At 50.2% G+C, this 23,580-nt stretch carries 21 protein-coding genes; 8 read left to right on the top strand and 13 right to left on the bottom strand.

The genetic code is table 11. The annotated features are described in order from the left end of the window. Window positions 1-97: 97 nt before the first annotated feature. A complete protein-coding gene (gene purB / locus H8D24_01020; GenBank protein MBC8518976.1) occupies window positions 98-1,465 on the top strand; it encodes an adenylosuccinate lyase in 1,368 nt (455 codons plus the stop codon). A 3-nt stretch (window positions 1,466-1,468) separates the two neighbouring features. Beyond that, window positions 1,469-2,167, top strand: coding sequence for an orotidine-5'-phosphate decarboxylase (gene pyrF / locus H8D24_01015; GenBank protein ID MBC8518975.1), 699 nt, complete (start codon window positions 1,469-1,471; stop codon window positions 2,165-2,167). Here the strand turns inward: pyrF and lapB are convergent. The 6 genes from lapB to aroA form a co-directional block, all read right to left on the bottom strand. Continuing rightward, entirely contained in the window at window positions 2,156-3,334 is a 1,179-nt protein-coding gene (gene lapB / locus H8D24_01010) for a lipopolysaccharide assembly protein LapB (GenBank protein MBC8518974.1), read from the bottom strand. The genes pyrF and lapB overlap by 12 nt on opposite strands. Further along, window positions 3,331-3,570, bottom strand: coding sequence for a LapA family protein (locus tag H8D24_01005; protein MBC8518973.1), 240 nt, complete (start codon window positions 3,568-3,570; stop codon window positions 3,331-3,333). Before H8D24_01005 ends, lapB begins: the two co-directional genes overlap by 4 nt. 24 nt (window positions 3,571-3,594) lie before the next feature. Then, on the bottom strand, window positions 3,595-3,891 hold the full coding sequence (locus tag H8D24_01000; protein ID MBC8518972.1) for an integration host factor subunit beta: 297 nt from the start codon (window positions 3,889-3,891) through the stop codon (window positions 3,595-3,597). Between the two features lie 110 nt (window positions 3,892-4,001). Next, on the bottom strand, window positions 4,002-5,684 hold the full coding sequence (gene rpsA, locus H8D24_00995) for a 30S ribosomal protein S1 (protein ID MBC8518971.1): 1,683 nt from the start codon (window positions 5,682-5,684) through the stop codon (window positions 4,002-4,004). Window positions 5,685-5,866: 182 nt separating this feature from the next. After that, on the bottom strand, window positions 5,867-6,559 hold the full coding sequence (locus tag H8D24_00990) for a (d)CMP kinase (GenBank protein MBC8518970.1): 693 nt from the start codon (window positions 6,557-6,559) through the stop codon (window positions 5,867-5,869). Then, window positions 6,556-7,875 (bottom strand): 3-phosphoshikimate 1-carboxyvinyltransferase, encoded by a 1,320-nt coding sequence (gene aroA / locus H8D24_00985; protein ID MBC8518969.1) that lies wholly within the window; start codon window positions 7,873-7,875, stop codon window positions 6,556-6,558. The genes H8D24_00990 and aroA overlap by 4 nt, the downstream gene beginning before the upstream one ends. Before the next feature lie 177 nt (window positions 7,876-8,052). Here aroA and H8D24_00980 point away from each other — a divergent pair, with 177 nt between their 5' ends. Then, complete coding sequence (locus H8D24_00980; protein ID MBC8518968.1) at window positions 8,053-9,171, top strand: Fic family protein; 1,119 nt, start codon at window positions 8,053-8,055, stop codon at window positions 9,169-9,171. Window positions 9,172-9,265: 94 nt separating this feature from the next. Here the strand turns inward: H8D24_00980 and H8D24_00975 are convergent, their stop codons facing one another. The 7 genes from H8D24_00975 to mtnA all read right to left on the bottom strand — a co-directional run bounded on the left by H8D24_00975 (window position 9,266) and on the right by mtnA (window position 18,347). After that, window positions 9,266-10,123: a prephenate dehydrogenase/arogenate dehydrogenase family protein gene (locus H8D24_00975; protein MBC8518967.1), complete on the bottom strand. Its 858-nt coding sequence runs from the start codon at window positions 10,121-10,123 to the stop codon at window positions 9,266-9,268. After that, window positions 10,120-11,238: a histidinol-phosphate transaminase gene (locus tag H8D24_00970; protein ID MBC8518966.1), complete on the bottom strand. Its 1,119-nt coding sequence runs from the start codon at window positions 11,236-11,238 to the stop codon at window positions 10,120-10,122. Before H8D24_00970 ends, H8D24_00975 begins: the two co-directional genes overlap by 4 nt. 11 nt (window positions 11,239-11,249) lie before the next feature. Continuing rightward, on the bottom strand, window positions 11,250-12,347 hold the full coding sequence (gene pheA, locus H8D24_00965; GenBank protein ID MBC8518965.1) for a prephenate dehydratase: 1,098 nt from the start codon (window positions 12,345-12,347) through the stop codon (window positions 11,250-11,252). Window positions 12,348-12,362: 15 nt separating this feature from the next. Beyond that, window positions 12,363-13,523, bottom strand: coding sequence for a phosphoglycerate dehydrogenase (locus H8D24_00960; protein MBC8518964.1), 1,161 nt, complete (start codon window positions 13,521-13,523; stop codon window positions 12,363-12,365). A 3-nt stretch (window positions 13,524-13,526) separates the two neighbouring features. Continuing rightward, a complete protein-coding gene (gene serC, locus H8D24_00955) occupies window positions 13,527-14,609 on the bottom strand; it encodes a 3-phosphoserine/phosphohydroxythreonine transaminase (protein ID MBC8518963.1) in 1,083 nt (360 codons plus the stop codon). Between the two features lie 50 nt (window positions 14,610-14,659). Further along, on the bottom strand, window positions 14,660-17,227 hold the full coding sequence (gene gyrA / locus H8D24_00950) for a DNA gyrase subunit A (protein MBC8518962.1): 2,568 nt from the start codon (window positions 17,225-17,227) through the stop codon (window positions 14,660-14,662). Window positions 17,228-17,309: 82 nt separating this feature from the next. Continuing rightward, entirely contained in the window at window positions 17,310-18,347 is a 1,038-nt protein-coding gene (gene mtnA / locus H8D24_00945) for an S-methyl-5-thioribose-1-phosphate isomerase (protein ID MBC8518961.1), read from the bottom strand. A 59-nt stretch (window positions 18,348-18,406) separates the two neighbouring features. On the opposite strand from mtnA, the gene H8D24_00940 reads away from it, so the two are divergent. From H8D24_00940 to H8D24_00920, 5 genes are read left to right on the top strand one after another with little or no spacing between them, the layout of a single operon-like run. Then, a complete protein-coding gene (locus H8D24_00940) occupies window positions 18,407-19,720 on the top strand; it encodes a TRZ/ATZ family hydrolase (protein ID MBC8518960.1) in 1,314 nt (437 codons plus the stop codon). Then, on the top strand, window positions 19,717-20,433 hold the full coding sequence (gene ubiG / locus H8D24_00935) for a bifunctional 2-polyprenyl-6-hydroxyphenol methylase/3-demethylubiquinol 3-O-methyltransferase UbiG (GenBank protein ID MBC8518959.1): 717 nt from the start codon (window positions 19,717-19,719) through the stop codon (window positions 20,431-20,433). The genes H8D24_00940 and ubiG overlap by 4 nt, the downstream gene beginning before the upstream one ends. After that, a complete protein-coding gene (locus H8D24_00930) occupies window positions 20,430-21,083 on the top strand; it encodes an HAD-IA family hydrolase (protein ID MBC8518958.1) in 654 nt (217 codons plus the stop codon). The genes ubiG and H8D24_00930 overlap by 4 nt, the downstream gene beginning before the upstream one ends. Further along, window positions 21,080-22,387, top strand: a complete 1,308-nt coding sequence (rmuC, locus tag H8D24_00925; protein MBC8518957.1) for a DNA recombination protein RmuC — start codon at window positions 21,080-21,082, stop codon at window positions 22,385-22,387. Before H8D24_00930 ends, rmuC begins: the two co-directional genes overlap by 4 nt. A gap of 9 nt (window positions 22,388-22,396) precedes the next feature. Then, the gene (locus H8D24_00920) at window positions 22,397-23,152 is read left to right on the top strand and encodes a YciK family oxidoreductase (protein ID MBC8518956.1); all 756 of its coding nucleotides are present in this window, start codon (window positions 22,397-22,399) and stop codon (window positions 23,150-23,152) included. Window positions 23,153-23,580 lie beyond the last annotated feature (428 nt).

The raw sequence follows: 23,580 nt of genomic DNA, 5'->3' as shown, positions 1-23,580 counted from the left end.
CTTGTAACCTTGTCGTCTCGCTTTTCTCTGTGACCATCACCTCTCTGAGGTTATAATGACTAGCTGTAATCACTATATTTTCAAGGATTCTCATCTAATGGAACTCAGTTCTCTCACCGCTGTCTCCCCTGTAGATGGTCGTTATGGGCGTGCAACCACCGCTCTTCGCATGATTTTCAGCGAATTCGGATTGATTCGTCACCGTGTCTTGGTAGAAGTTCGCTGGCTACAGATGCTATCGGCAAATAGTGGCATAGCAGAAGTTCCTCCACTCTCGGAACATGCAGACAATCTTCTTAACCATCTTGTTGACCACTTCAATGAGGAGGATGCACAACGCATCAAGACAATCGAAAGTACAACCAACCATGATGTAAAAGCAGTTGAGTACTTTATAAAAGAGAAGATAGCCGGCAATGATGAGTTGGAGGCAGTTAGTGAGTTTATCCACTTTGCGTGCACATCAGAGGATATAAACAACCTCTCACATGCGCTGATGTTGAGAGAGTCTCGCACTCAATCCATCCTTCCAAAAATGGATGAGATTGTTGATGCCCTTTCAGCACTGGCACATCAGTTTGCCGACGTACCCATGCTGTGTCGTACTCATGGTCAACCAGCCAGCCCCTCAACCATGGGCAAGGAGATTGCCAATGTTGTCTATCGTCTACAGCGCCAGCGTGAACAGCTCACCAAGATTGAGTTTCTGGGGAAGATCAATGGTGCTGTAGGAAACTATAATGCCCACCTTTCTGCCTACCCCGACCTTGATTGGGAGATTATTGCACAGAGCTTTGTAGAATCACTTGGGTTGGACTTTAACCCTTACACTATCCAGATTGAGCCGCATGATTATATTGCCGAGTTCTTTGATGTGATCAGTCGATTCAACTCTATCCTGCTCGACTATAACAGAGATGTCTGGTGGTATATCTCAATGGGTTATTTCAAACAGAAAACCATTGAGGGCGAGGTAGGTTCATCAACCATGCCGCACAAGGTAAACCCGATTGATTTTGAGAATTCGGAGGGAAATCTTGGAATAGCCAATGCCATTATGGGGCACCTTGGGGAGAAACTTGTAATCTCTCGTGGTCAACGTGATCTGACAGACTCAACAGTATTGAGAAACCTTGGTGTAGGTATTGCCCATAGTCTGATCGCCTATAACTCCACCCTGCGAGGCATAGGAAAACTGGAGATTAACGAGGCTCGTCTGGCGGAAGATCTGGATAATACATGGGAGGTTATGGCAGAACCAATTCAGACGGTCATGCGCCGCTATGGGGTAGAGAATCCATATGAAAAACTGAAAGCATTAACCCGTGGACAGGGGATAACGAAAGAGGCTCTGCTAACATTTGTTGACGGGCTGGATATTCCGGAAGAGGCCAGGGAGTCTCTGCGCAAGCTATCTCCAGCAAGCTACATTGGCAACGCGGCAGAACAGGCGAAAAAAGTATAGCCCATGGCAAACCAGTCAAAAGTTGTTGTTGCACTCGATTTTCCCGATGCTGGCAAGGCCCTGGATCTGGCAGGACAACTTGACCCTGCAGAGTGCAGAGTCAAAGTCGGCAAAGAGCTCTTTACCCGCTCTGGCCCGAGGAGTGTAGAGCAGTTGGTAACCATGGGGTTTGATGTTTTTCTTGACCTTAAATATCACGATATCCCAAATACTGTAGCCAGTGCCTGCAGAGCAGCGGCTGACCTTGGGGTGTGGATGGTCAATGTTCATGCATCTGGTGGACGCAAGATGATGGAAGCTGCACGCGATGCTCTTTCCAGCAGGGAGAGTGCACCACTACTTATTGCGGTAACTGTTCTTACCAGCATGGACCGTGGAGACCTTGCCGAAACCGGTCTGGATATTGACCCTGCTAATCAGGTACTCCGCCTGGCCACACTTGCGGAGGAGTCTGGAATGGATGGCGTGGTCTGCTCACCACGAGAGATCTCTCTATTAAGGGGCTCCCTGAGAGATGATTTCTGCCTGATTACTCCAGGAATCCGCCCCGCCGGCAGTGCGCGTGGTGATCAGAAAAGAGTTATGACACCGGCAGAGGCTGTTGCTCTTGGCAGTAACTGGCTAGTCATTGGACGTCCGATTACTGCTGCTGAAGATCCACTTGCCGCACTCCACGCAATCAACACAACCCTACTCCCCTGATACCCCGACAATTGGTTTAATGGTATTCCAGTTGTTACACCCTGGGCACTGCCAGTGCAGGTGGTGTGCCTGAAAACCACAGTGGCTACACTGATACTCTGGCTTCTCCTCCTGTAGCTGCTTGGTCAACATCTGCAGACCATACAGCCCTTCTCTGGCACGATCATCCTCGGCATGTCTCAGATTCAGCTCAATCAGGCGCTCCAAACCACGTACGGACGGTTTGCTCTTCAACTGGTTTACCAGAAACAGCTCTGCCTTTCTATCACCACTCATCAATTGAACCTGCTCAACAGCTGCCAACAACACCGTGGTGCTTGGATGCTTTTTCAACAGATTGGTAAGGTAGCGGATAATCTCCTCCTGATCTCCATCCTGACGATAAAGTTTCAGCAGTGGATGGATAATATTTGGTATATAACTGGCGTTCTGCTGCTCAATTTTCTTGTACTCTTCAATAGCTGCTCCATTTTCCTCCCTAAGAGCAAGAATCTCTGCCCTGATCATGGTAGCTCTAACTGCCAGTGGATCTCGCTTAAGAGCCTGCTCCACCAGATGAAACGCCTCATTCAGGTCTCCTCCAGAACGGGCAATTTCCGCTTTTTCACAAAGGAACTGGGCAATTGTTGCAGCACTGTTTCCATCTTTTTTCTGTTGTCTGTCCAACATATCAATAGCACGATCCCACTCTTTTTCCTGCTGGTAGATCATTACCAACCATTCGTAGGCATCACTCTTGTAAAAGCCAAGATCTATCAGATCAAGAAATGGTTGCTCTGCACGATCAAGCAGACCGGCTTTCATATAGTCCCGCCCCAACTCCAACAGGGCAAGACTGCGTTGTTCGTCGTTAAGGTTCTCACTTTTAATCAGGTTGCTGTGGAGATGGATGGCCTGTGAGGTATCACCCTGTCTGCGGAACAGAGTTCCCAGAGCCAGGTGTGTCTCCACCATGCTTGGATCCTCATCCAGCAGCTTGGAGAAGAGGTCAATTGCCAGGTCCTGCTCCTCATTAATCAGATAGTTTAGGCCGCGAAAGTAGTCTGTAGATAGTGTGGAACAGCGCTGGTCCGTAGCCTGTACCCCACCTTTTCTGGCAAACCACCAGCCAGAGGCTGCTGCAAGCGGCAACAGTGCGAAACCAAGGTATGGAAATAGAGTACTCACTCTACTGCTTTTTTCTCAGCCTTGCGAAGACGAATACGCAGAGAGAGTATCAGTGGCAGTGCAGATAGAACTCCCAGCAGTACGCCAGAGGCCAGGACAATAACTAACAATAGAGAGAGTGGAATCTCGCCCTGCCCAAGATAGTAATCAAACAAGACTGGGGCCGCATTAAGTACGGCAAACAGAGTGCCGAAACCGGCAACCAGCAGGAACAGAATCAGGGTAAGGAAACGCATACAGCCCTTGCTATGGGTGGACTGCTACTGTTGCTTGAGCCAAGCCTCATTAACCCGCTCACGCAGATCCTTTCCAGGTTTGAAGTGGGGAACAAACTTCTCATGCAACTCAACCGATGCTCCGGTTTTAGGATTTCTTCCCATTCTTGCTGGACGGTGGTGAAGAGAGAAACTCCCAAAGCCACGAATCTCGATTCGCTCACCAGATCCTAATGCGTCAGTCATTGATTCGATGATTGTCTTTACCGCCATCTCAACATCGGTATATGCCAGATGCGGAAGTTTTTTGTACAACGATTCAATCAGTTCTGATTTTGTCATAATTCTCCCCGTAAACTACCTATCTAGTCTCGTAACTTGTTAATTATTGGTTGTATGATGTGACTCCAGTGTACCCTTTCCTGACACTGGAGTCACACAAAAACCGCTTGTTACGAGTCCATCTGCTCTTTAATGAGATCACCAATTGTGGTTGATCCCGCCGCCTCCTCCTCTACAGCATTGGCCTCATTGTAATCCTTGATAGCCTTCTCTTCATCAAGCGAGTCTTTCTGCTTGATAGAGAGATTCAAGGTATTTGACTTGCGGTCAACTCCGAGAATTGCGACTTCGATCTCGTCGCCTTCACTCAAATTGGTTCGTGCATCCTCTACACGATCCTTTGAGATCTCGGATACACGCAGATAACCAGTTACATCTTCATTCAATACAATTACCGCACCACGAGCATCAACCTCACCAACTGTACCAGTCACAATAGTGCCTCTTGGATTCTCTGCCACATAAGTGGAGAATGGATTCTGCTCCAACTGCTTGATTCCCAGAGAGATGCGCTCACGTTCTGCATCAATTGCAAGTACAACTGTCTCAACCTCATCACCCTTGGAGAAGTTGCGGATCACATCCTCGCCACTCTCATTCCAGGAGATATCAGAGAGGTGAACCAGGCCATCGATATCCCCCTCAAGACCAATAAAGATTCCAAACTCTGTGATTGACTTGATGTTGCCAACGATACGATCACCCTTCTTGTGAGTAAGAGTAAACAGCTCCCATGGATTGGCCTTACACTGCTTCATACCGAGAGAGATGCGACGACGCTCCTCATCGATATCCAATACCATAACCTCGACCTCATCACCCATTGATACAACCTTGGATGGGTGGATATTCTTGTTGGTCCAATCCATCTCTGAGGTGTGAACCAGACCTTCTACACCATCCTCGATCTCAACAAATGAACCGTAATCAGCAATATTTGTGATCTTGCCGAAGACACGAGTACCTGCAGGATAGCGACGAGCAATATTCATCCATGGATCTTCACCCATCTGCTTGAGTCCAAGTGAAACACGGCTACGTTCACGGTCATAACGGAGAACCTGCACACTGATCTCTTCACCAACATTAACAATCTCTGAAGGATGACGAACACGCTTCCATGCCATGTCTGTAATATGGAGCAGGCCATCAATACCACCCAGGTCAATAAATGCACCATAGTCGGTAAGATTCTTGACGATACCATTGATGTTGACACCTTCTTCCAGAGTCTTGAGCAGCTCCTCACGCTCTGCGCTGTACTCTGCCTCAACCACTGCACGACGTGAAACCACAACATTGTTGCGCTTCTGATCAAGTTTAATAACCTTGAACTCCAGATCCTTGCCTTCAAGATATGCAGTATCGCGAACTGGGCGCACATCAACCAGAGAGCCCGGCAAAAATGCGCGGATATCGTCCAGATCAACAGTGAAGCCGCCACGAACCTTGCCACTAATTACACCAATAACAGTCTCATTAGCATCCAGCGCAGTCTGCAAGCGATTCCACGCCTCCTGGCGTTTTGCTTTTTCACGAGAGAGAATTGTCTCACCATACCCATCTGCAACAGACTCAAGTGCAACCTCAACAATGTCGCCAACAGCTACTTCCATATCACCATTACGGCCACGGAACTGTTCGGCCGGGATTGCTGCCTCGGTTTTTAGTCCGGCATTTACCAGCACTACCTCATCAGTAACATCGATGACAGTACCGCTGACCAATTCGCCATTTTCCATGACAGTTGAACGAAAGCTCTCTTCCAGAAGCTCGGCAAAATTCTCACTCATAATAATTCTTTCCTAAAATATCTACTCAAGAAGATGATCAAGCTAATTCCATTCAGCATCATCAACAGAGCGGTTGGGGTTCAGTCGTCCAGATTCGGAGCTATTTAGAACCCATTAATAAAACAGAAAACACCTGATTTGATTGATGTCTTCCACCGTTACACAGTTACAACAGAGCAGATCTACTCAGCAACCAGACCCTGCTCTGCAGCCAGTCCCATTACTGCGGCAACCACCGACTCTATATCCATCTCTGTTGTATCCAATATCACCGCATCTTCTGCAGGACGTAATGGAGAGGTGGATCGTTCTGAATCTCTGCGATCACGCGCTTCAATCTCACTTTGAAGGGCGCGAATATTAGCATTATCACCCTTCTCGATCAACTGCTTATAACGTCTTTTTGCACGCTCTTCAGCACTTGCCGTAAGAAAAATTTTTAATGCCGCATCAGGAAAAACTGTGGTCCCCATGTCTCGGCCATCTGCCACCACCCCTGGGGGGCGTTCAAAATCACGCTGACGCCTCAACAGTGCCTCACGTACCGCCGGCAGTGCTGCCACTCTGGATGCTGCATCACCTGCTGATTCCGTTCTTATATCGGATGTAACCTCCTCTCCATCAAGCAATACCTCCACACCAAGACCGGAACTTCCAGCCCCAAAGGATACCCCCAGATCTGCCGCCTCAGCAGCCAGCGCATCTTCATCATCAAGTGCAATCTGTTTACGTATTGCCGCAAGCCCCAATACACGGTAGAGGGCACCGCTATCAAGGTAATCCCATCCCAGTCTACCGGCAACTGCCAGTGAGATCGTCCCCTTTCCCGCCCCACCGGGGCCGTCTATTGTTACTACAGAACCATTCCGGGTCATAACTCCTCCTCTATATGAAGTCCTGCTCCAGAGGCCAGGGATGCAAACCCGGGGAAAGACGTATTTACGTTGTCACACCCCTCAATCTCGATTGGTGCCGTGGCCCGCAACCCAGCCATTGCAAATGACATTGAGATGCGGTGGTCATGGTGCGAATAGACAGTCCCCCCACCAATGTTTCCACCCTGAATCACAACTCCATCAGGAGTTGGCCTGGCATCTACCCCCAGAGTAGTTAGCCCATCTGCCATCACCTGTATCCGGTCACTCTCCTTGACCCGCAGCTCCTCTGCCCCGGTAAGAGTTGTCTCTCCATCAGCACAGGCAGCAGCAACAAATAGCACCGGAAACTCGTCAATTGCCAGAGGAACCTGATCCACAGGAATCTCTATTCCATGAAGTGGTGCAGATTGAACCCGAAGATCAGCCACTGGCTCACCACCGGAAATCCTCTCATTCAACACCTCAATATTTGCCCCCATCTCTCTCAGGATATTGATCACCCCGATCCTGGTTGGATTCATCCCAACATGCTGCAGGGTCAAGTCAGACCCATCTGCAATTGAGGCCCCAACCAGGAAGAAGGCCGCCGAGGAGATATCTGCCGGAACATCCACTTTGGTTGCCTTCAGTGAGCCGCCTCCACTAAGGCATACTTTGTTGCTATCTCGTTTTACCTCCACCCCAAAACCGGTGAGCATTCTCTCGGTATGGTCACGTGTGGGGGCAGGCTCGGTAACGCAGGTATCACCATCGGCATAGAGACCAGCAAGCAGGAGTGATGATTTTACCTGAGCACTGGCCATTGGCATCTCGTAATCGATACCCTTCAGCTCTGCACCGCCAGAGATCTGGAGAGGAGCTGTACCATCAGAATTACTTCTGATCTCTGCCCCCATCTCTCCCAATGGATTTATAACCCGCCCCATCGGACGACCCGAGAGAGATTCATCTCCAGCAAGGGTTACATCAAATTTCTGTCCCGCAAGAAGTCCCGAGAGCAGACGCATGGATGTACCGGAATTACCCAGATAAAGCGGGGCATCGGGCCTGGTCAACCCATCCATTCCAACCCCATGTATAGTTACTTTTCCATCGATTGGCCCCTCAATCTCAACGCCCATCTGACGAAATGCATTCAGGGTGGCCAGACTATCATCTCCCTGAAGAAAACCGGAGACTTCCGTAGTCCCCTCTGCCAGAGAACCGAACATGATTGAGCGGTGAGAAATTGATTTGTCCCCAGGAACACGGATTGTCCCCTGCAACCTGCCCCCTGGCTGCACCTTGAATTTTAAACCTGACATCTTGTTCATTACCCTGCTATTAATTTGCGCGAATTATACCCATTCCCCCATCTAATGTATCGTATTACGCAATGCGTGGATGCGCACAACCGGACACCTATGGCAAGGGCATTTTGAAGCGAATAGCGCTATTATTCGCTTCATTTTAAAGTTGATTTTGAAGCGAATAATGATTATCATCGCTTCATGTGGACATGGCAAAATAAAAACTGGCCCAACTTTGAGTTTGATTCAAGTGCTTTTAGTGTGGAAATAGAACACTTTAAACTTAAATCCGCCCGTTTAATGGGAACAGTTGATGCATTGCCTGCTAGTTATCAAACTGATGCTACCGTCTCTTTAATGCTCTCTGAGGCCATTAAAACCAGTGCTATTGAGGGTGAAATGCTAGATCGTGAATCAGTTCGTTCTTCAATTATGCAACTGATTGCGAAAGACTCTACCGCACCCACTCATAAAGATACAAAAGCAGTGGGTGCAGCAGCTCTGATGGTTGATGTTAGAAACGAATGGAATAGCCCATTGAGCGATGAACTGCTCGGCAGATGGCAATCGATGGTTATCACACACCAACCACTAAGCCTAATCACACGCGGAATGTATCGTAATTCACCCGAGCCGATGCAAATTGTTGGCGGTCATTATGGTAAAAGGCGAGTCTATTATGAGGCACCGCCTGCAGAGCATATTTACGAAGAGATGGCAGTAATGCTCACTTGGTACAATAGCACCTCTCTTCCTGGGCCTATTCAGGCTGCGGTTGCGCATGCATGGTTTGAGATTATTCACCCTTTTGATGATGGGAATGGGCGTGTTGGAAGGGCCATTGCCGACCATGCACTTTCTCAATCTCTTAACCAGTCAACACTCGCCTGTCTTGCAACGGCCATAGAACATAACCGTAAAGAGTATTATTCACAGTTGCAAAAAATATCATGCGGCAACCTCAATCTAAATGAATGGATTGAATTTTTTATCTCTGAAATTAACAGTGCTCAAGATATTGCCAAAACAGAGGTTGATTTTGTTTTGGGAAAAGCACGGTTCTGGGAGAGGCATAAAACTGATCTAAACAAGAGGCAGATCAAAATGATCAATCGAGTATTTGCCGAAGGGACGAAAGGTTTTGAGGGAGGCATAAGTACTAAAAAGTACGAGACTATCTGTCACTGCTCCAGAGCGACAGCTTATCGTGACCTCTCTGCACTGTTAAAAACAGGGGCCATCGAGCAGTTGCCAGGTGGAGGCAGAAACTCCAGGTATCAGTTGGCACCCTTTTCTACGGGACGCGCCTTGAGGCCGTAGAAACATGGCCCGAAGGTGGTGAATTAAGTGTATTCAGTAAACTGTCACCGTAATTGCTGCTATTAATTTGCGCGGATTATACCCGCTCCCTCTTCTATTCGTAGTGTTCATCCCGTGCCTGTTTGGCACGTGAAAACAGCTCCTGTAGTGATGCCCCATCTTCAGATCTGACCATCCTCTTTACCTGATCAAGCTCATCCTGAAATAGATCTATTGCCTGTAACAGGTGTTCTCTATTGGCCAGGGATATATCACGCCACATGGTTGGGTTGCTGGATGCAATGCGGCTGAAGTCACGAAATCCACCTGCGGCAAAGCGGAAGATCTCGCTATGGGACTCTTGCCTGGCAAGTGAATCTACCAGGGCGTAGGCGAGCAGGTGAGGGAGGTGGCTGGTTGCAGCCAGCACCTTGTCATGGTGCTCAATGTTCATCTCTACAACATCTGCACCTGTTGCCTGCCACATTTCCGTTACAACACGAAGTGCCTCAGGATCGCTATTCTCAAGTGGGGTAAGAATTACTCGACGATCTTGATATAGATCGGTGAGTGACGCCTCTACCCCGCTTCTCTCTGTACCTGCAATTGGGTGGCCGGGGATAAAGCGTACAGGAACAGCTCCAAAAACGGTTCTGGCATCCTCAACAACACTACCCTTTACACTCCCCACATCAGTAATTATCACCTCAGATGAGAGGTGATCAGCCATCTCTGCAAAGACCGAGCGCATGGATCCAAGTGGGGTTGCAACCACAACCACATCTGCACCCGTTACCGCATCGGCTACAGTTGTCGCAATCTCATCAATAACTCCCAACTCAACTGCCCGCTGCAGATTTTCCCGGTCTCTTCCATAACCAACAACCTCAGCCACCACATTCTGACCGCGAAGTGCGCGCACCAGTGACCCCCCAATCAATCCAACCCCAATCAGTGCAAGACGCTTGATCATTGCTGCCCCCTCAATATTTTGGTCAACACCTGCAGGCAACGACTGTTCTCGTCAGGCAGGCCAATGGATATTCGTAGATGGTTAGCCATTCCATAGTTACCGACAGGGCGCACAATCACTCCCTCTCTCTGCATGGCATCAAAAACTGGCATTGCCGACTGTCCAATATCAACCGAGACAAAATTACCTGCTGATGGAATCCATTTCAGACCAAGCTGATCAAATCCCTGCTCCATCTTTCTCATCTCGATTCGATTCAACTCAACCCCCCGCTGAATATGGTCCTGGTCATCAAGAGCAGCCATTGCTGCCGCCTGGGCCAGAGTATTCACATTGAATGGCTGACGCACACGGTTTAGCAGATCAGCAATGGTCTCACTGGATAGTGCATAACCTATTCTGTAGCCGGCCAGGCCATATGCCTTGGAGAATGTACGGGTCACTATCAGATTGGGAAATTGGCCCAGCCAGAGAGAGCTGTCTGGATAATCATCATCTTCCACAAACTCTATATAGGCCTCATCAACCACCGCCACCACATCCTGTGGTAGCTGTAATAAAAAGCTGTGCAGTGCATCACTATCAACCCAGCTGCCTGTTGGATTATTGGGGTTAGCTATCCAGACAACACGAGTATCGTCCCTGACAGCACCAGCCATTGCATCCAGATCATGTCCCCACTCCTTTGCCGGGGTTACAACCGAGGAGGCACCAACAGCCTGGGTGGAGAGCGGATAGACCGCAAAGGCGTGTTCAGACATGACCGCAGAACGCCCCTCGCCAAGAAATGTTCTGGCAATCAGATCCAACACATCATTAGACCCATTACCGACAGTTATCTGCGCAGGATTGCATTCATGGTGCTGAGCCAGTCGATCTCGTAACTCAACAGCTCCGCCATCGGGGTAACGAGACTGCTCGCCAAGTACGCTGGAGACGGCCTCCGTTACCTTGGCAGACGGCCCCAACGGGTTTTCGTTGGATGCAAGCTTGATGATTGCAGACTCATCCATTCCAATCTCACGAGCCAGCGTGGAGATTGGCTTGCCTGGCTGGTATGGGTTGATACCCTGAACTCCAGACATGGCATATTCATGGATGTCACAAGTGGCCATTGTAAACTCTGTTACAGGATAGCCTTGGGGTACGCCCCCAAAACCCGGAACATGGTTGCATTGGATTCCAGTTTTTCCAGGGCATCCTTTACATTCTCATCCTCCGAGTGCCCTTCAAGATCAACAAAGAAGAGGTAGTCCCAATTGCCACGACGTGACGGGCGAGATTCGATTCTACTCATTGAGACCCCGTTTTCCGAGAATGGCGAGAGCAAATCATAAAGTGCTCCCGGGCGATTACTGGTAGAGACCAGCAGAGATGTCTTGTCGTTGCCGCTGGGGCGAGGAGACTGTTTTCCTATCACCAGAAAACGGGTGGTATTGTCCGGCTCATCCTCGATATTGTGTGCCAAGATACCAAGCTCATAGATCTCTGCGGCGACCTCACCTGCTATTGCTGCAGCCCCCTTCTCCTCTGATGCAAGACGGGCAGCCTCTGCATTACTGGAGACCGGAACCTGCTCAACTCCGGAAAGGTGCGCCTCCAGCCAGTCCCGACACTGTGCCAGAGACTGTTGATGCGAATAGATGCGTACTACATCATCCAGATTTTCCAGCTGACTCATAAGGTGGTGGTGAATTCTAAGCTCCACCTCACCATTGATCTGCAGTGGTGAATTTATAAACATGTCGAGGGTATGGGTGATCACCCCTTCGGTAGAGTTTTCCACCGGGACCACACCATAGTTGGCCTCACCAGATTCCACATCATGAAACACATCAGGAATGGCTCCCAGTGGAACTGTTGTTACTGACTTACCAAACTGTTTCAGTGCCGCTGCCTGAGTAAAGGTTCCCCTTGGACCAAGAAAGGCGATACGCATCGGCTTCTCCAGAGCTAGACAGGCGGACATGATTTCACGGAAGAGGCGCGCCATCTCCTCGTCGCCCAACGGCCCCTGGTTACGCTCCATCACCAGAGATAGAACCTGCGCCTCTCGCTCCGGCCGGTAGAAATCAACTGTGCCTCCAGCCGAATCTTCTGCAGACAACTTTACCTCCGCCACCTCCTGGGCAAGCTCTGCTCGTCGACTGATCATCTGCTGAATCTGCTGATCCAGTTGATCAATCTCCTGGCGAATCTCTCCGAGTCTCTTCTCTCCGTCCATTGTGCCCCCAATCAGTTAAATAATACGAACCGACAAAACCCCCTCAATAGCTCGAATCTTCTCCTCAACATCATCCATATCTCCATCAACATCAAGCAGGTTGTATGCGATCTCATCTCTCGACTTGTTCATCATATCAACAATATTGATTCCAGCATCTGCCAACAGTGAGGTTATCTGCCCCACCATGTTTGGAACATTGGAGTTCGCTACTGCAATCCTCGCTGAACCTGCCCGTGGCATCTTCATCTCAGGGAAGTTGACCGAGTTGGTGATGTTTCCATTCTCCAGGTAGTCCTTGACCTGATCTGCAACCATGATGGCACAGTTGTCCTCTGCCTCTGCAGTAGATGCTCCCAGATGTGGCAGACAGACTACTCGGGGATGATCCTTGTTCTCATTGGTAGGGAAGTCATTAATATACGCATAGACCTTACCAGAATCCAGGGCCTCCAGAACAGCAGCATCATCAACAATGCCGCCGCGGGCAAAGTTCATTATCACAACGCCATCTTTCATGATCTTGAGGCGATCTTCGTTGATCATGTTCTTTGTCGCATCAATCAACGGAACATGAAAAGTGATGAAATCGGCCTCTGTCAGAAGCTCGTCCACACTGTGGGCACGAACCGCTTCGGAGGAGAGATTCCATGCGCTCTGAATTGTTACTGATGGATCATAACCGATAACCTTCATTCCCAGCGAGATTGCCGCATTGGCAATCTGCACCCCAATAGCACCCAGACCAATTACCCCGAGGGTACGTCCGGGCAGCTCAAAACCGACATATTTTTTCTTCCCTGCCTCGACATTTTTGGCAATGGAGGCATCATCTCCTTCGAGATTCTTTGCATAATTCCACGCCTGGGCAATATTACGACTTGCCATCAACATGCTGGAGATCACCAGCTCCTTTACCGCATTGGCATTTGCACCAGGGGCATTAAATACCGGAATTCCATGCTCAGTCATCTTCTCGACCGGAATATTGTTCACCCCGGCACCAGCACGACCAACCGCTTTCAGGGTCTCAGGGATCTCCATATCGTGCATTTTGTAGGAGCGCAGCAGGATTGCATCCGGATGCTGGATCTCGGAGGCAACCTCATAGTTGTCACGTGGCAGACGATCCAGCCCAGCCACAGATATATTGTTTAGTGTAAGAATCTTGTTCATTGTCTATCCCTGATCTTTCTCGAACTCTTTCATGTACTCGACAAGTGCATCCACACCTGCCTCGGGCATTGCATTATAGATACTGGCACGCATGCCGCCAACAGAACGGTGCCCCTTCAGAGTGACCAGGCCACGCTCCGCAGCACCACTCAGGAATGCGCCATCCAGCTCCGCATCGGCCAGAGTAAACGGAACATTCATCCATGAACGACCATTTTTCTCTACCGGATTACCATAGAAATCGGAACCATCAATAGCGGCGTAGAGTTTTCCAGCCTTACGCTCATTGATCTCTCCAATTGTAGCCAGCCCACCCTGCTCCTTGATCCACTCAAAGACCAGACCTGCCATATACCAGCTGTAGGTTGGTGGGGTGTTATACATTGAGCCAGCCTTTACGTGGGTCGCATAGTCAAACATCGCCGGGGTACCACCCAGGGTCTCGCCAACCAGATCCTCACGGACAATCACAATAGTTAGTCCTGCAGGGCCGATATTCTTCTGTGCCCCAGCATAGATCACTCCATACTTTGATACATCCATAGGGCGAGAGAGGATAGTAGATGACATATCTGCAACCAGAGGCACATCGCCAGTCTCTGGAACATAGTCAAACTCCACACCGCCAATAGTCTCATTGGGAGTGTAGTGGACATATGCCGCATCGGCATTCAGTTTTAATGACTCCGCTGTTGGAACCGCCGTGAAACCACCCTCTGAGGTATCAGCTGCCAGATTCACACTACAGTAACGGCCTGCCTCGGCAACAGCCTTCTTTGACCACATTCCGGTATTGAGGTAATCAGCACTCTCCCTGCCACGCAACAGATTCAGTGGAACCATTGCAAACTGGCTGGATGCGCCACCCTGCAGGAATAGCACCTTGTAGTTTTCTGGAATTGCCATAACCTCGCGCAGGTTAGCCTCTGCCCTCTCTGCAATGGACATGTAATCTTTGCCGCGATGGCTCATCTCCATCACTGACATTCCTGCATCACCCCACTCCAGCATCTCCTGTTGTGCGCGCTCGATAACTGCAGTCGGCAGCATTGCCGGACCTGCACTAAAATTGTAGCTTCTTGCCATTATCTATCTTCCTTGCCTATATCATCAATTGTGGCCACCGGTGGCGGCCGTTACTCATCTTCACTATTCTCTACTGCCTCTTCCGCTTCTTCCACCTCACTCTCCTCAACACGCTCGATCCCGACCAACCTCTCATCATCTCCCAGACGAATAAGGGTTACACCCTGGGTATTGCGCGCCAAAACGGAGACCTCGGACACACGGGTACGAACCAGCACACCGCCACTGGAGATCATCATGATCTCCTCTCCCTCATCAACCTGAACCGCACCTACAACAGCACCATTTCGTTCTGACGTCTGAATTGAGATCACCCCTTTGGTTCCCCTGCCCTTGCATGGGTACTCCTCCAGCGAGGTGCGCTTGCCAAACCCATGCTCGGTTGCAGTCAAAACATGACTCCTTTGTGGAACCAGTAGTGAGATAATGCGCTCACCGACATTGAGCCGCATTCCCTTGACCCCGCGCGCTGTACGTCCCATAGCCCGCACTGTCGACTCAGGGAAACGAACCGCCTTGCCACCGCTGGCAAAGAGCATAATGTCACTACTCCCGCCAGTCAGCTCTACCCCAACCAGCTCATCATCATCCCTCAGCTCTACAGCAATGATGCCTGCAGTTCTGGGGCGTGAAAATGCGGTCAGAGGTGTCTTTTTAACAATACCGCTTGTGGCCGCCATGAATATGAACTTGTCTTCACTATATTCCCTCACTGGCAGGAATGCGGTAATACGCTCCCCATCCTCCAGCGGAAGCAGGTTGTTGATCGGTTTTCCACGAGCCGTGCGTCCAGCCTGCGGTAACTGATACACCTTCAACCAATAGAGACGTCCTCTGGTTGAGAAACAGAGAATGGTGTCATGGGTATTGGCAACAACCAGCTTGTCAACAAAGTCCTCATCCTTTATCGCTGCCGCCGTCTTGCCACGACCACCTCGGCGCTGTGCGCGATAATCTGCAACCGGTTGCGCCTTGACGTAGCCACCATGAGAAAGAGTAACAACTACATCCTCCTCACTAATCAGATCCTCCAACGAGAGATCTACCTGAGTCTGCACAATCTCGGTCTTGCGCTCATCTCCATATTTGTCCCGCATCTCTACCAGCTCTTCACGGATCACCTCCATAAGGCGATCAGGATTGCGCAAGATATTGAGCAGCTCTCCAATCTTCTCCAGCAGGGCCCTGTACTCATCCAGAATTTTCTCCTTCTCCAGCCCGGTAAGGCGGTGAAGTTTAAGATCAAGAATTGCCTGCACCTGCACTGGAGAGAGGTGATATAGATCATCAATCAGACCATAACCATCAGCCAGCCCCTCGGGACGGGTATCTGCAGCATCGCCACGATCCAGCATCTCCACCACGATTCCTGGCGGCCACCCCTGCGATCCCAGCTTCTCTCTGGCTTCAGCTGGTGTTGCTGATGATTTGATCAGCGCAATAATAGGGTCAATATTGGTTAACGCAATCGCCAACCCCTCCAGTACGTGGGCACGCTCACGTGCCTTGCGTAGCTCAAATATAGTACGACGAGTTACTACCTCGCGGCGGTGACGAATGAACACCTCAAGCGCCTGCTTCAGATTGATCAGACGAGGCTGACCATCAACCAACGCCACCATATTGATGCCGAAGACATTCTGCATAGCAGTCTGCTTGAAGAGGTTGTTGCGAACGACGTCCGCCACCTCTCCCCTCTTCAGCTCAATCACCATGCGCATGCCATCCTTATCGGACTCGTCACGCAGGGCAGATATTCCGGTCAACTTCTTCTCGCGCACCAGCTCACCGATACGCTCCAGCAGTCTCGCCTTGTTGACTTGGTATGGGAGTTCATCAACTACCAGGGTCTGCTTCTTCCCCTCTTCACCCTCAATATGGGTGCGCGCACGCAAATATATACGACCACGGCCCGTCTTGTAGGCCTCATGAATCCCCTTGACCCCATTGATAATAGCCCCTGTCGGGAAATCTGGTCCAGGAACATGCTCCATCAATCCAGCAATATCCAGCTCCGGATTATCAACCAGTGCTATTGTTGCGCTAACCACCTCAGTCAGACTATGGGGAGGAATCTTGGTTGCCATCCCTACTGCAATTCCCTCAGAACCGTTGATCAGTAGATTTGGCAGACGGGTCGGAAGGATGGAGGGCTCATGCTCACTCTCATCGTAGTTGGGGGTAAAATTGACAGTCTCCTTATCCAGGTCAGCCAATAGATCATGGGCGATCTTTGACATCCGGATCTCGGTGTAACGCATTGCGGCAGCGGAGTCACCATCCACCGAACCGAAGTTACCCTGACCATCAACCAGCATGTAACGTAGCGAGAATGGCTGCGCCATACGGACAATCGTATCGTAAACCGCGGTATCACCATGAGGGTGGTACTTACCAATTACGTCACCGACAATGCGGGCCGATTTCTTGTAGGATTTATTCCAGTCATTCCCCAGCTCATGCATCGCATAGAGCACTCGACGATGGACAGGTTTAAGGCCATCTCTGGCATCTGGGAGCGCACGCCCGACAATCACGCTCATGGCGTAGTCAAGGTACGACTGCCGCATCTCCTCCTCGATGTTTACAGGGAGGACTTCCTTTGCAAATTCAGTCATTTAATATTAAACGGTATGAGTTGTGAACAGCCACAAAGAGACGGTTTATCCCGCTCTTTTCAAACCGTGAATTGTAACAGAATCAGGCGGAAAATAGTGCCTCAATTTTCTCTCTTGTGGGATTCTCCACCACCCCTCTCTCGGTCACAATCACATCCACCAACTCAGCCGGGGTCACATCAAAAACAGGGTTCCAACCGGCTGCTCCCTGCGCTGCCATGCGCCCCCCACTACAGGAAAAAAGCTCCTCGGCCTCACGTACCTCTATCGGGATTTCATCACCCGAGACAACATCCCTGTCTATGGTAGAGGTTGGGGCAACTACCATGAACTTAACCCCGTGGTGGCGGGCTGCTATAGCAGTTGCGTAGGTGCCAATCTTGTTGGCAACATCCCCATTAGCTGCAATTCTGTCAGAGCCAACCACCACCCAATCCACCTTGCCATGTTTCATCAGCCAGGATGAGGCGCCATCTGCCAACAGAGACACCGGTATATCATCCTGTAGCAGCTCCCAGGCGGTGAGTCGTGCCCCCTGCAGCCAGGGTCTGGTCTCATCCGCAAACACCGCCTGCAGGCGATTTTCGCTCCATGCCGAACGGATAACCCCCAGTGCCGTCCCGTAACCCCCAGTTGCCAATGCCCCTGCATTACAGTGGGTCAATACCCCACTTCCCGGGTTGATATAGGCGGCACCGAGCCCGCCCATTGTTTTGCAGGCATCAATATCCTCCTGATGAATAGCCTCAGCCTCTGCAGTCAGTGACTGAACCAGGGTATTCTTGTCACCATCAAGCAGAGGACGCATACGCTCAATCGCCCAGTGCAGATTGATTGCCGTAGGTCTGGCCTGTGCCAACATCTTCAGATCACTATCAAGATCCGCCCTCCATCTCTCTCCAGATGATGCGAGCCGATTTTTTGTCGCCAGAACCACGCCATAGGCGGCTGTTACCCCGATTGCCGGCGCCCCTCGAACCACCATGTCCCGTATTGCTACTGCAACCTCATCTACATCCTGATACTGAATATACTCCTCCTGCAGCGGCAGAATTCTCTGGTCCAGCAAGATCAACTGACCCCCATCCCACTGAATTGCTGGTGACTCCTTTCTATCCATCATCATCTCTTTCTTCCTTATGACTTGTATTTTTCTATCCAGGCCGTAATCTTACCCGGATGCAAGCTATTGATACATTAATTCATGCAGAATGGATCATCCCCATTGAGCCTGATGAGACCATTCTGGAGAACCATGCGGTTGCTATCCATGATGGGTTAATACTTGAGCTACTAACAAGCGAACAGGCGCGCGCAAAATACAGTGCGACCCAGAGTTTTGACCTGGAGAGACACGTATTGATGCCGGGGCTGATCAATTCCCATACTCATACAGCGATGTCCCTGTTACGAGGGATTGCTGATGATCTTCCACTTATGACCTGGCTCCAGGAACATATCTGGCCGGCTGAACAGAAATGGGTAAGTGAAGATTTTGTACGTGACGGCAGTGAGCTGGCGATGGCAGAGATGCTGCGTGGAGGCACAACCTGCTTCAATGACATGTACTTCTTCCCCGAGGTGACTGCAAACAGCGCTGCCCAATGCGGTATTCGTGCAGTAATCGGCCTGATTGTCATCGATTTTCCAACTGCCTGGGGTGACGGCCCCGATGAATATCTTGAGAAAGGGCTTAAAATACATGACCAGTATCGAAACTCCCCACATATTCATACTGCATTTGCCCCACATGCACCATACACAGTATCTGATGCACCCCTGAAGAGAATTCAGATGCTTGCAGAGGAGTTGGACATACCCATCCACATGCATATTCACGAGACAGCCCATGAGGTAGATGAGGCAACTGAACAATCTGGCATGAGACCTCTGCAACGGCTACACAATCTTGGGCTATTAGGGCCACAACTGACTGCTGTTCACATGACTCAGCTCAATGATGACGAGATCAAGCTGCTTGCAGAGTATGGTGCCAGTGTAGTCCACTGCCCGGAATCAAATCTAAAGCTTGCCAGTGGTTTCTGCCCGGTTGATAAATTGATGAAGGCAGGGGTAAATGTTGCACTGGGTACAGACAGTGCCGCCAGCAACAATGATCTGGACATGCTGGGTGAGGCACGAACTGCCGCCCTGCTCTCCAAAGGCGTCTCCCTTGATCCCACATCTCTGTCTGCCCATCAGACACTAAAGATGGCAACACTGAATGGCGCCAAGGCACTTGGGCTTGGAAAGATCACCGGCTCCATAGTTGCTGGAAAGGCGGCTGACCTTATTGCCGTTGACCTCAGTGCACTGGAGACTAACCCCATATACAATGTCGCTTCCCAGCTGATATATTCTGCCAATCGTAACCAGGTTCGTGAGGTTTGGGTCAATGGAGAACACCTGCTAAGAGGCGGAGATCTGGTCACCCTGGACCAGGAAAAACTGAAACAACAAGCCATGGAGTGGCAAGGTAAAATAGATCAATGACAACTGTTGCAGACAATGTAGATAGTGAAGAGATTGCCAAATTTGAGGCCCTGGCTCACCGCTGGTGGGACCGGGACAGCGAATTCAAGCCACTGCATGAGATAAATCCACTGCGCCTGGACTATATCGAGCGCTACACCCCAATCAATGGGATGCGAATTCTCGATGTTGGCTGCGGTGGCGGAATTCTCTCAGAGGGGATGGCTCGGGCTGGGGGGACGGTAACCGGTATTGACATGGGAGAGGCTCCGCTCTCTGTGGCAAGACTGCACCTGCTGGAGTCAAAACTGGATGTTGATTACCAACAGATCACAGTGGAAGAGCTGGCAGAAAAAGAGCCAGGAAATTATGACATAGTCACCTGCATGGAGATGCTGGAACATGTCCCCAACCCTGCCTCCGTTGTGGATGCCTGTAGCAGGCTGGTAAAGGCCGATGGCCACCTCTTCTTCTCCACCATCAACCGCAACCTGAAATCCTACATGATGGCCATAATAGGGGCAGAGTATATTCTCAACCTTCTCCCCAAGGGCACTCATGACCATGACAAGTTCATCAAGCCAGCAGAGCTGGAGCAGTGGGCCCGCGCGGTAGACCTCTCCATGGATGACCTTACCGGCATGAGCTACAACCCACTCACCATGACCTACTCACTGGGTAAAAATGTGGATGTAAACTACTTTGCCCATGCCCGTCCTCTCGGCAGTTCATGATCAAAGCTGTTCTCCTGGATCTTGACGGCACCCTTGCCGATACTGCGCCTGATCTCGCCTATGCTCTGAATCAGGTACTAATCCAGAACAACAGGAAGCCACTACCGCTATCCGACATCAGGGAGGTGGCCTCCCATGGCAGTGCTCCCCTCATATATCTTGGTTTTGGTGACCAGCTGGAAGAGCAGATATTTGAGGCGCATCGTCAACAACTACTGAACATCTATAGTGAAAATATCGCTCGTGAGACCACCCTTATGGGGGGAATGGAGGATCTTCTGCTGCATCTGGACAGACAGAATATTCCATGGGGGGTTGTCACCAACAAACCTGCCCGCTTTACCGATCCGCTGATCGAACAACTTGGGCTCTCTCAGCGTGCCTCGTGCATCATCAGTGGAGATACGACAGACAGCTCAAAACCGCATCCAAAACCACTTCTCCATGCCTGTGAGTTACTTAATCTCTCACCAGAGCAGTGCATCTATGTTGGAGATGCCAGCCGTGATATCGAGGCTGGAAACAGGGCAGAGATGACTACAATTGCCGCACGCTTTGGCTATCTCAGCAGTGATGACAAGATTACAGAGTGGTGCGCTGATGGCATTATTGACCACCCGTCTGAAATACTGAACTGGCTATCCCAATGAGTGAAATCATCCTGACCATAATCCTCGCCATCCTGCTTGCAGTCTCCCTCTATCTCTGGCGCAAGGCAGAGCACAATAGAGATGAAAACAGGCAGCTACGTGCGGAGAATGCCAGACTTGAGGCCGTTCTGGATAGTGAACGGAAACATGTAGAGGAGAAGATAAGCCACGCCCGCAGCAAAAACCGCGATGAACTGAACCAGGTAATTAATGATCTAACTGCAAAAGCATTAAAGAACAATAGCGAGTCATTTCTTAAACTGGCAGAGGAGTCTCTGGCAAAACACCACACTCAATCGGATAGTGAACTAAAACAGCGTCAACAGGCCATTGATACCCTTCTGAAACCAATCAAGGAGACTCTGGAAAAGAGTGACAAACAGCTGCGTGAGATAGAGAAGGAGCGCAAAGAGCAGTATGGCTCTCTCACCCAACACCTAAAAAGCATAACCCTGACCCAGGAGCAGCTACAGCAAGAGACCCGCAACCTGGTTCAGGCCCTGCGTCGCCCCGAGGTTCGTGGACAGTGGGGAGAACTTACCCTCAAACGGCTGGCAGAGCTGGCAGGAATGGTTGAACATGCAGACTTTATAGAGCAGGAGCAGATCGATGGAGAGGATGGCATACTCCGTCCAGACATGGTCATCCATCTGCCCGATCATCGAGCCATTATTGTTGATGCCAAAACCCCACTGGATGCATACATAAATGCAACCGAGGCCGCCACAGATGCGGAGCGTGATCAAGAGCTGGGGCGCCACACCAGAAATGTGCGCAAACGGATCAAGGAGCTGGCAGCCAAAAGCTACTGGTCGCAATTTGACGAGAGTCCCGATTTTGTAGTCCTCTTTATTCCCGGGGATCAATTTCTCAGTAGTGCCCTGGAGCGGGACCACACCCTGCTGGAAGATGCCCTCAAGGAGAAGGTGATTCTTGCCACCCCAACCAGCCTGGTTGCCCTGCTTCGTGCAATATCCTTTGGCTGGAGGCAACAAGAGGTCGCCAGAAACGCTGAAACCATCAGGGAAGTAGGGGTACAGCTCTATGATCGCCTTGCCGTATTCAGTGGCCACCTTGCAAAAGTTGGAAAAAATCTTGATGGCAGTATTGATGCATTCAACAAGGCGGTTGGCTCACTGGATCGAAACCTGTTTTCCAGTGCTCGCCGTTTTATAGAGATGGGAATTCACCCCAAAAAAGAGATAACCGAACCTGCCCAGATTGAGAAACTGGCACGATCACCAAAACTTCTTGAAGAGGAGCAGAAGAATCCCGAGGAGCAAACAGGGAATCAGGTAGAATAACGCGCCATTATGGACAAGAACTACACCCCAAAACCTGACCTGCTGGATGGCCGCACCATTCTTGTTACCGGAGCAGGAGATGGTATTGGTCGCGCTGCTGCAGAAACGTTTGCCGCCCATGGTGCAACTGTCCTGCTTGTAGGACGCACCCTGTTTCGCCTGGAAGATACCTATGACGCCATTGTATCGGCGGGAGACCCACAGCCATACATCTTTCAGATTGACTTTGCCCAGGCCACAGAGGACGACTTCAAAGGACTTGCCAGAGGTATTGGCCAGGAGATTGGCAAACTTGATGGACTACTCCATAACGCTGCCCACCTTGGTGACCTCAGCCCTATCGAACACTTCACCCTCAAACAGTGGGAGAGAGTATTTCAGGTTAATGTTACGGCAGAATTTCTTCTGACCAAACACTCATTACCGCTACTCAGAGAGTCCAATGATGCATCCATAATATTCACCAGCTCCGGGGTGGGAAAAACTGGTCGCGCATATTGGGGAGCATACGCAGCATCAAAATTTGCCAACGAGGGGATGAGTCAGATCCTTGCTGATGAGCTGGAACAGGACGAGATCAGAGTAAACACCATTGATCCCGGAGTTGCCAGAACCGTAATGAGGGCCAAGGCATTTCCCGGTGAGAACCCAAACAATAACCCAAAACCAGAGGAGCTAATGGGAGCCTATCTATACCTGATGGGTCCAGACAGCAACGGAGTGACGGGACAACGTCTTGATTCCTGGATAACCGATAACGAATAATTGATATTTTCCGCTTTTTGCAAACTTTCGGTTGACAACTTAATAAGAATTAGCTAATATAGTACACAGATTGTCGAGTGACTAGAGACACTCCAATCTATCTATAACCTACATACTCCTCCTTTGGTGGTTATAGCTATTGCCACAGACACTCAGGTGATCTGTGGCTTTTTTATGAAAGTTTTGTCTGTCTCTTCGGTTGATGACTAGCCAGCCACCTCCTCCTCGGTCTGCGCTACGAGAGCGGAGAGACAGACACCTAATTTATGAAAAAGGTGAGCTACTTCAAAAACTGCAGTACACGACCACGATCCTCATGGCCATAAAAAAGCCAGCAACACCGAGGAGGAGGTGGGTTGCTGGCTACACTCAAACTCATGAGAAGTATCTATGTTCCTTGAGCTACCAAGATGCTACCCCCCCCCCCC

The sequence above is a fragment of the Candidatus Thiopontia autotrophica genome (assembly GCA_014384675.1).
Classification (GTDB): domain Bacteria; phylum Pseudomonadota; class Gammaproteobacteria.
Note: the sequence above shows the minus strand (reverse complement) of the source record. Positions and strands in the feature narration are given on the sequence as shown.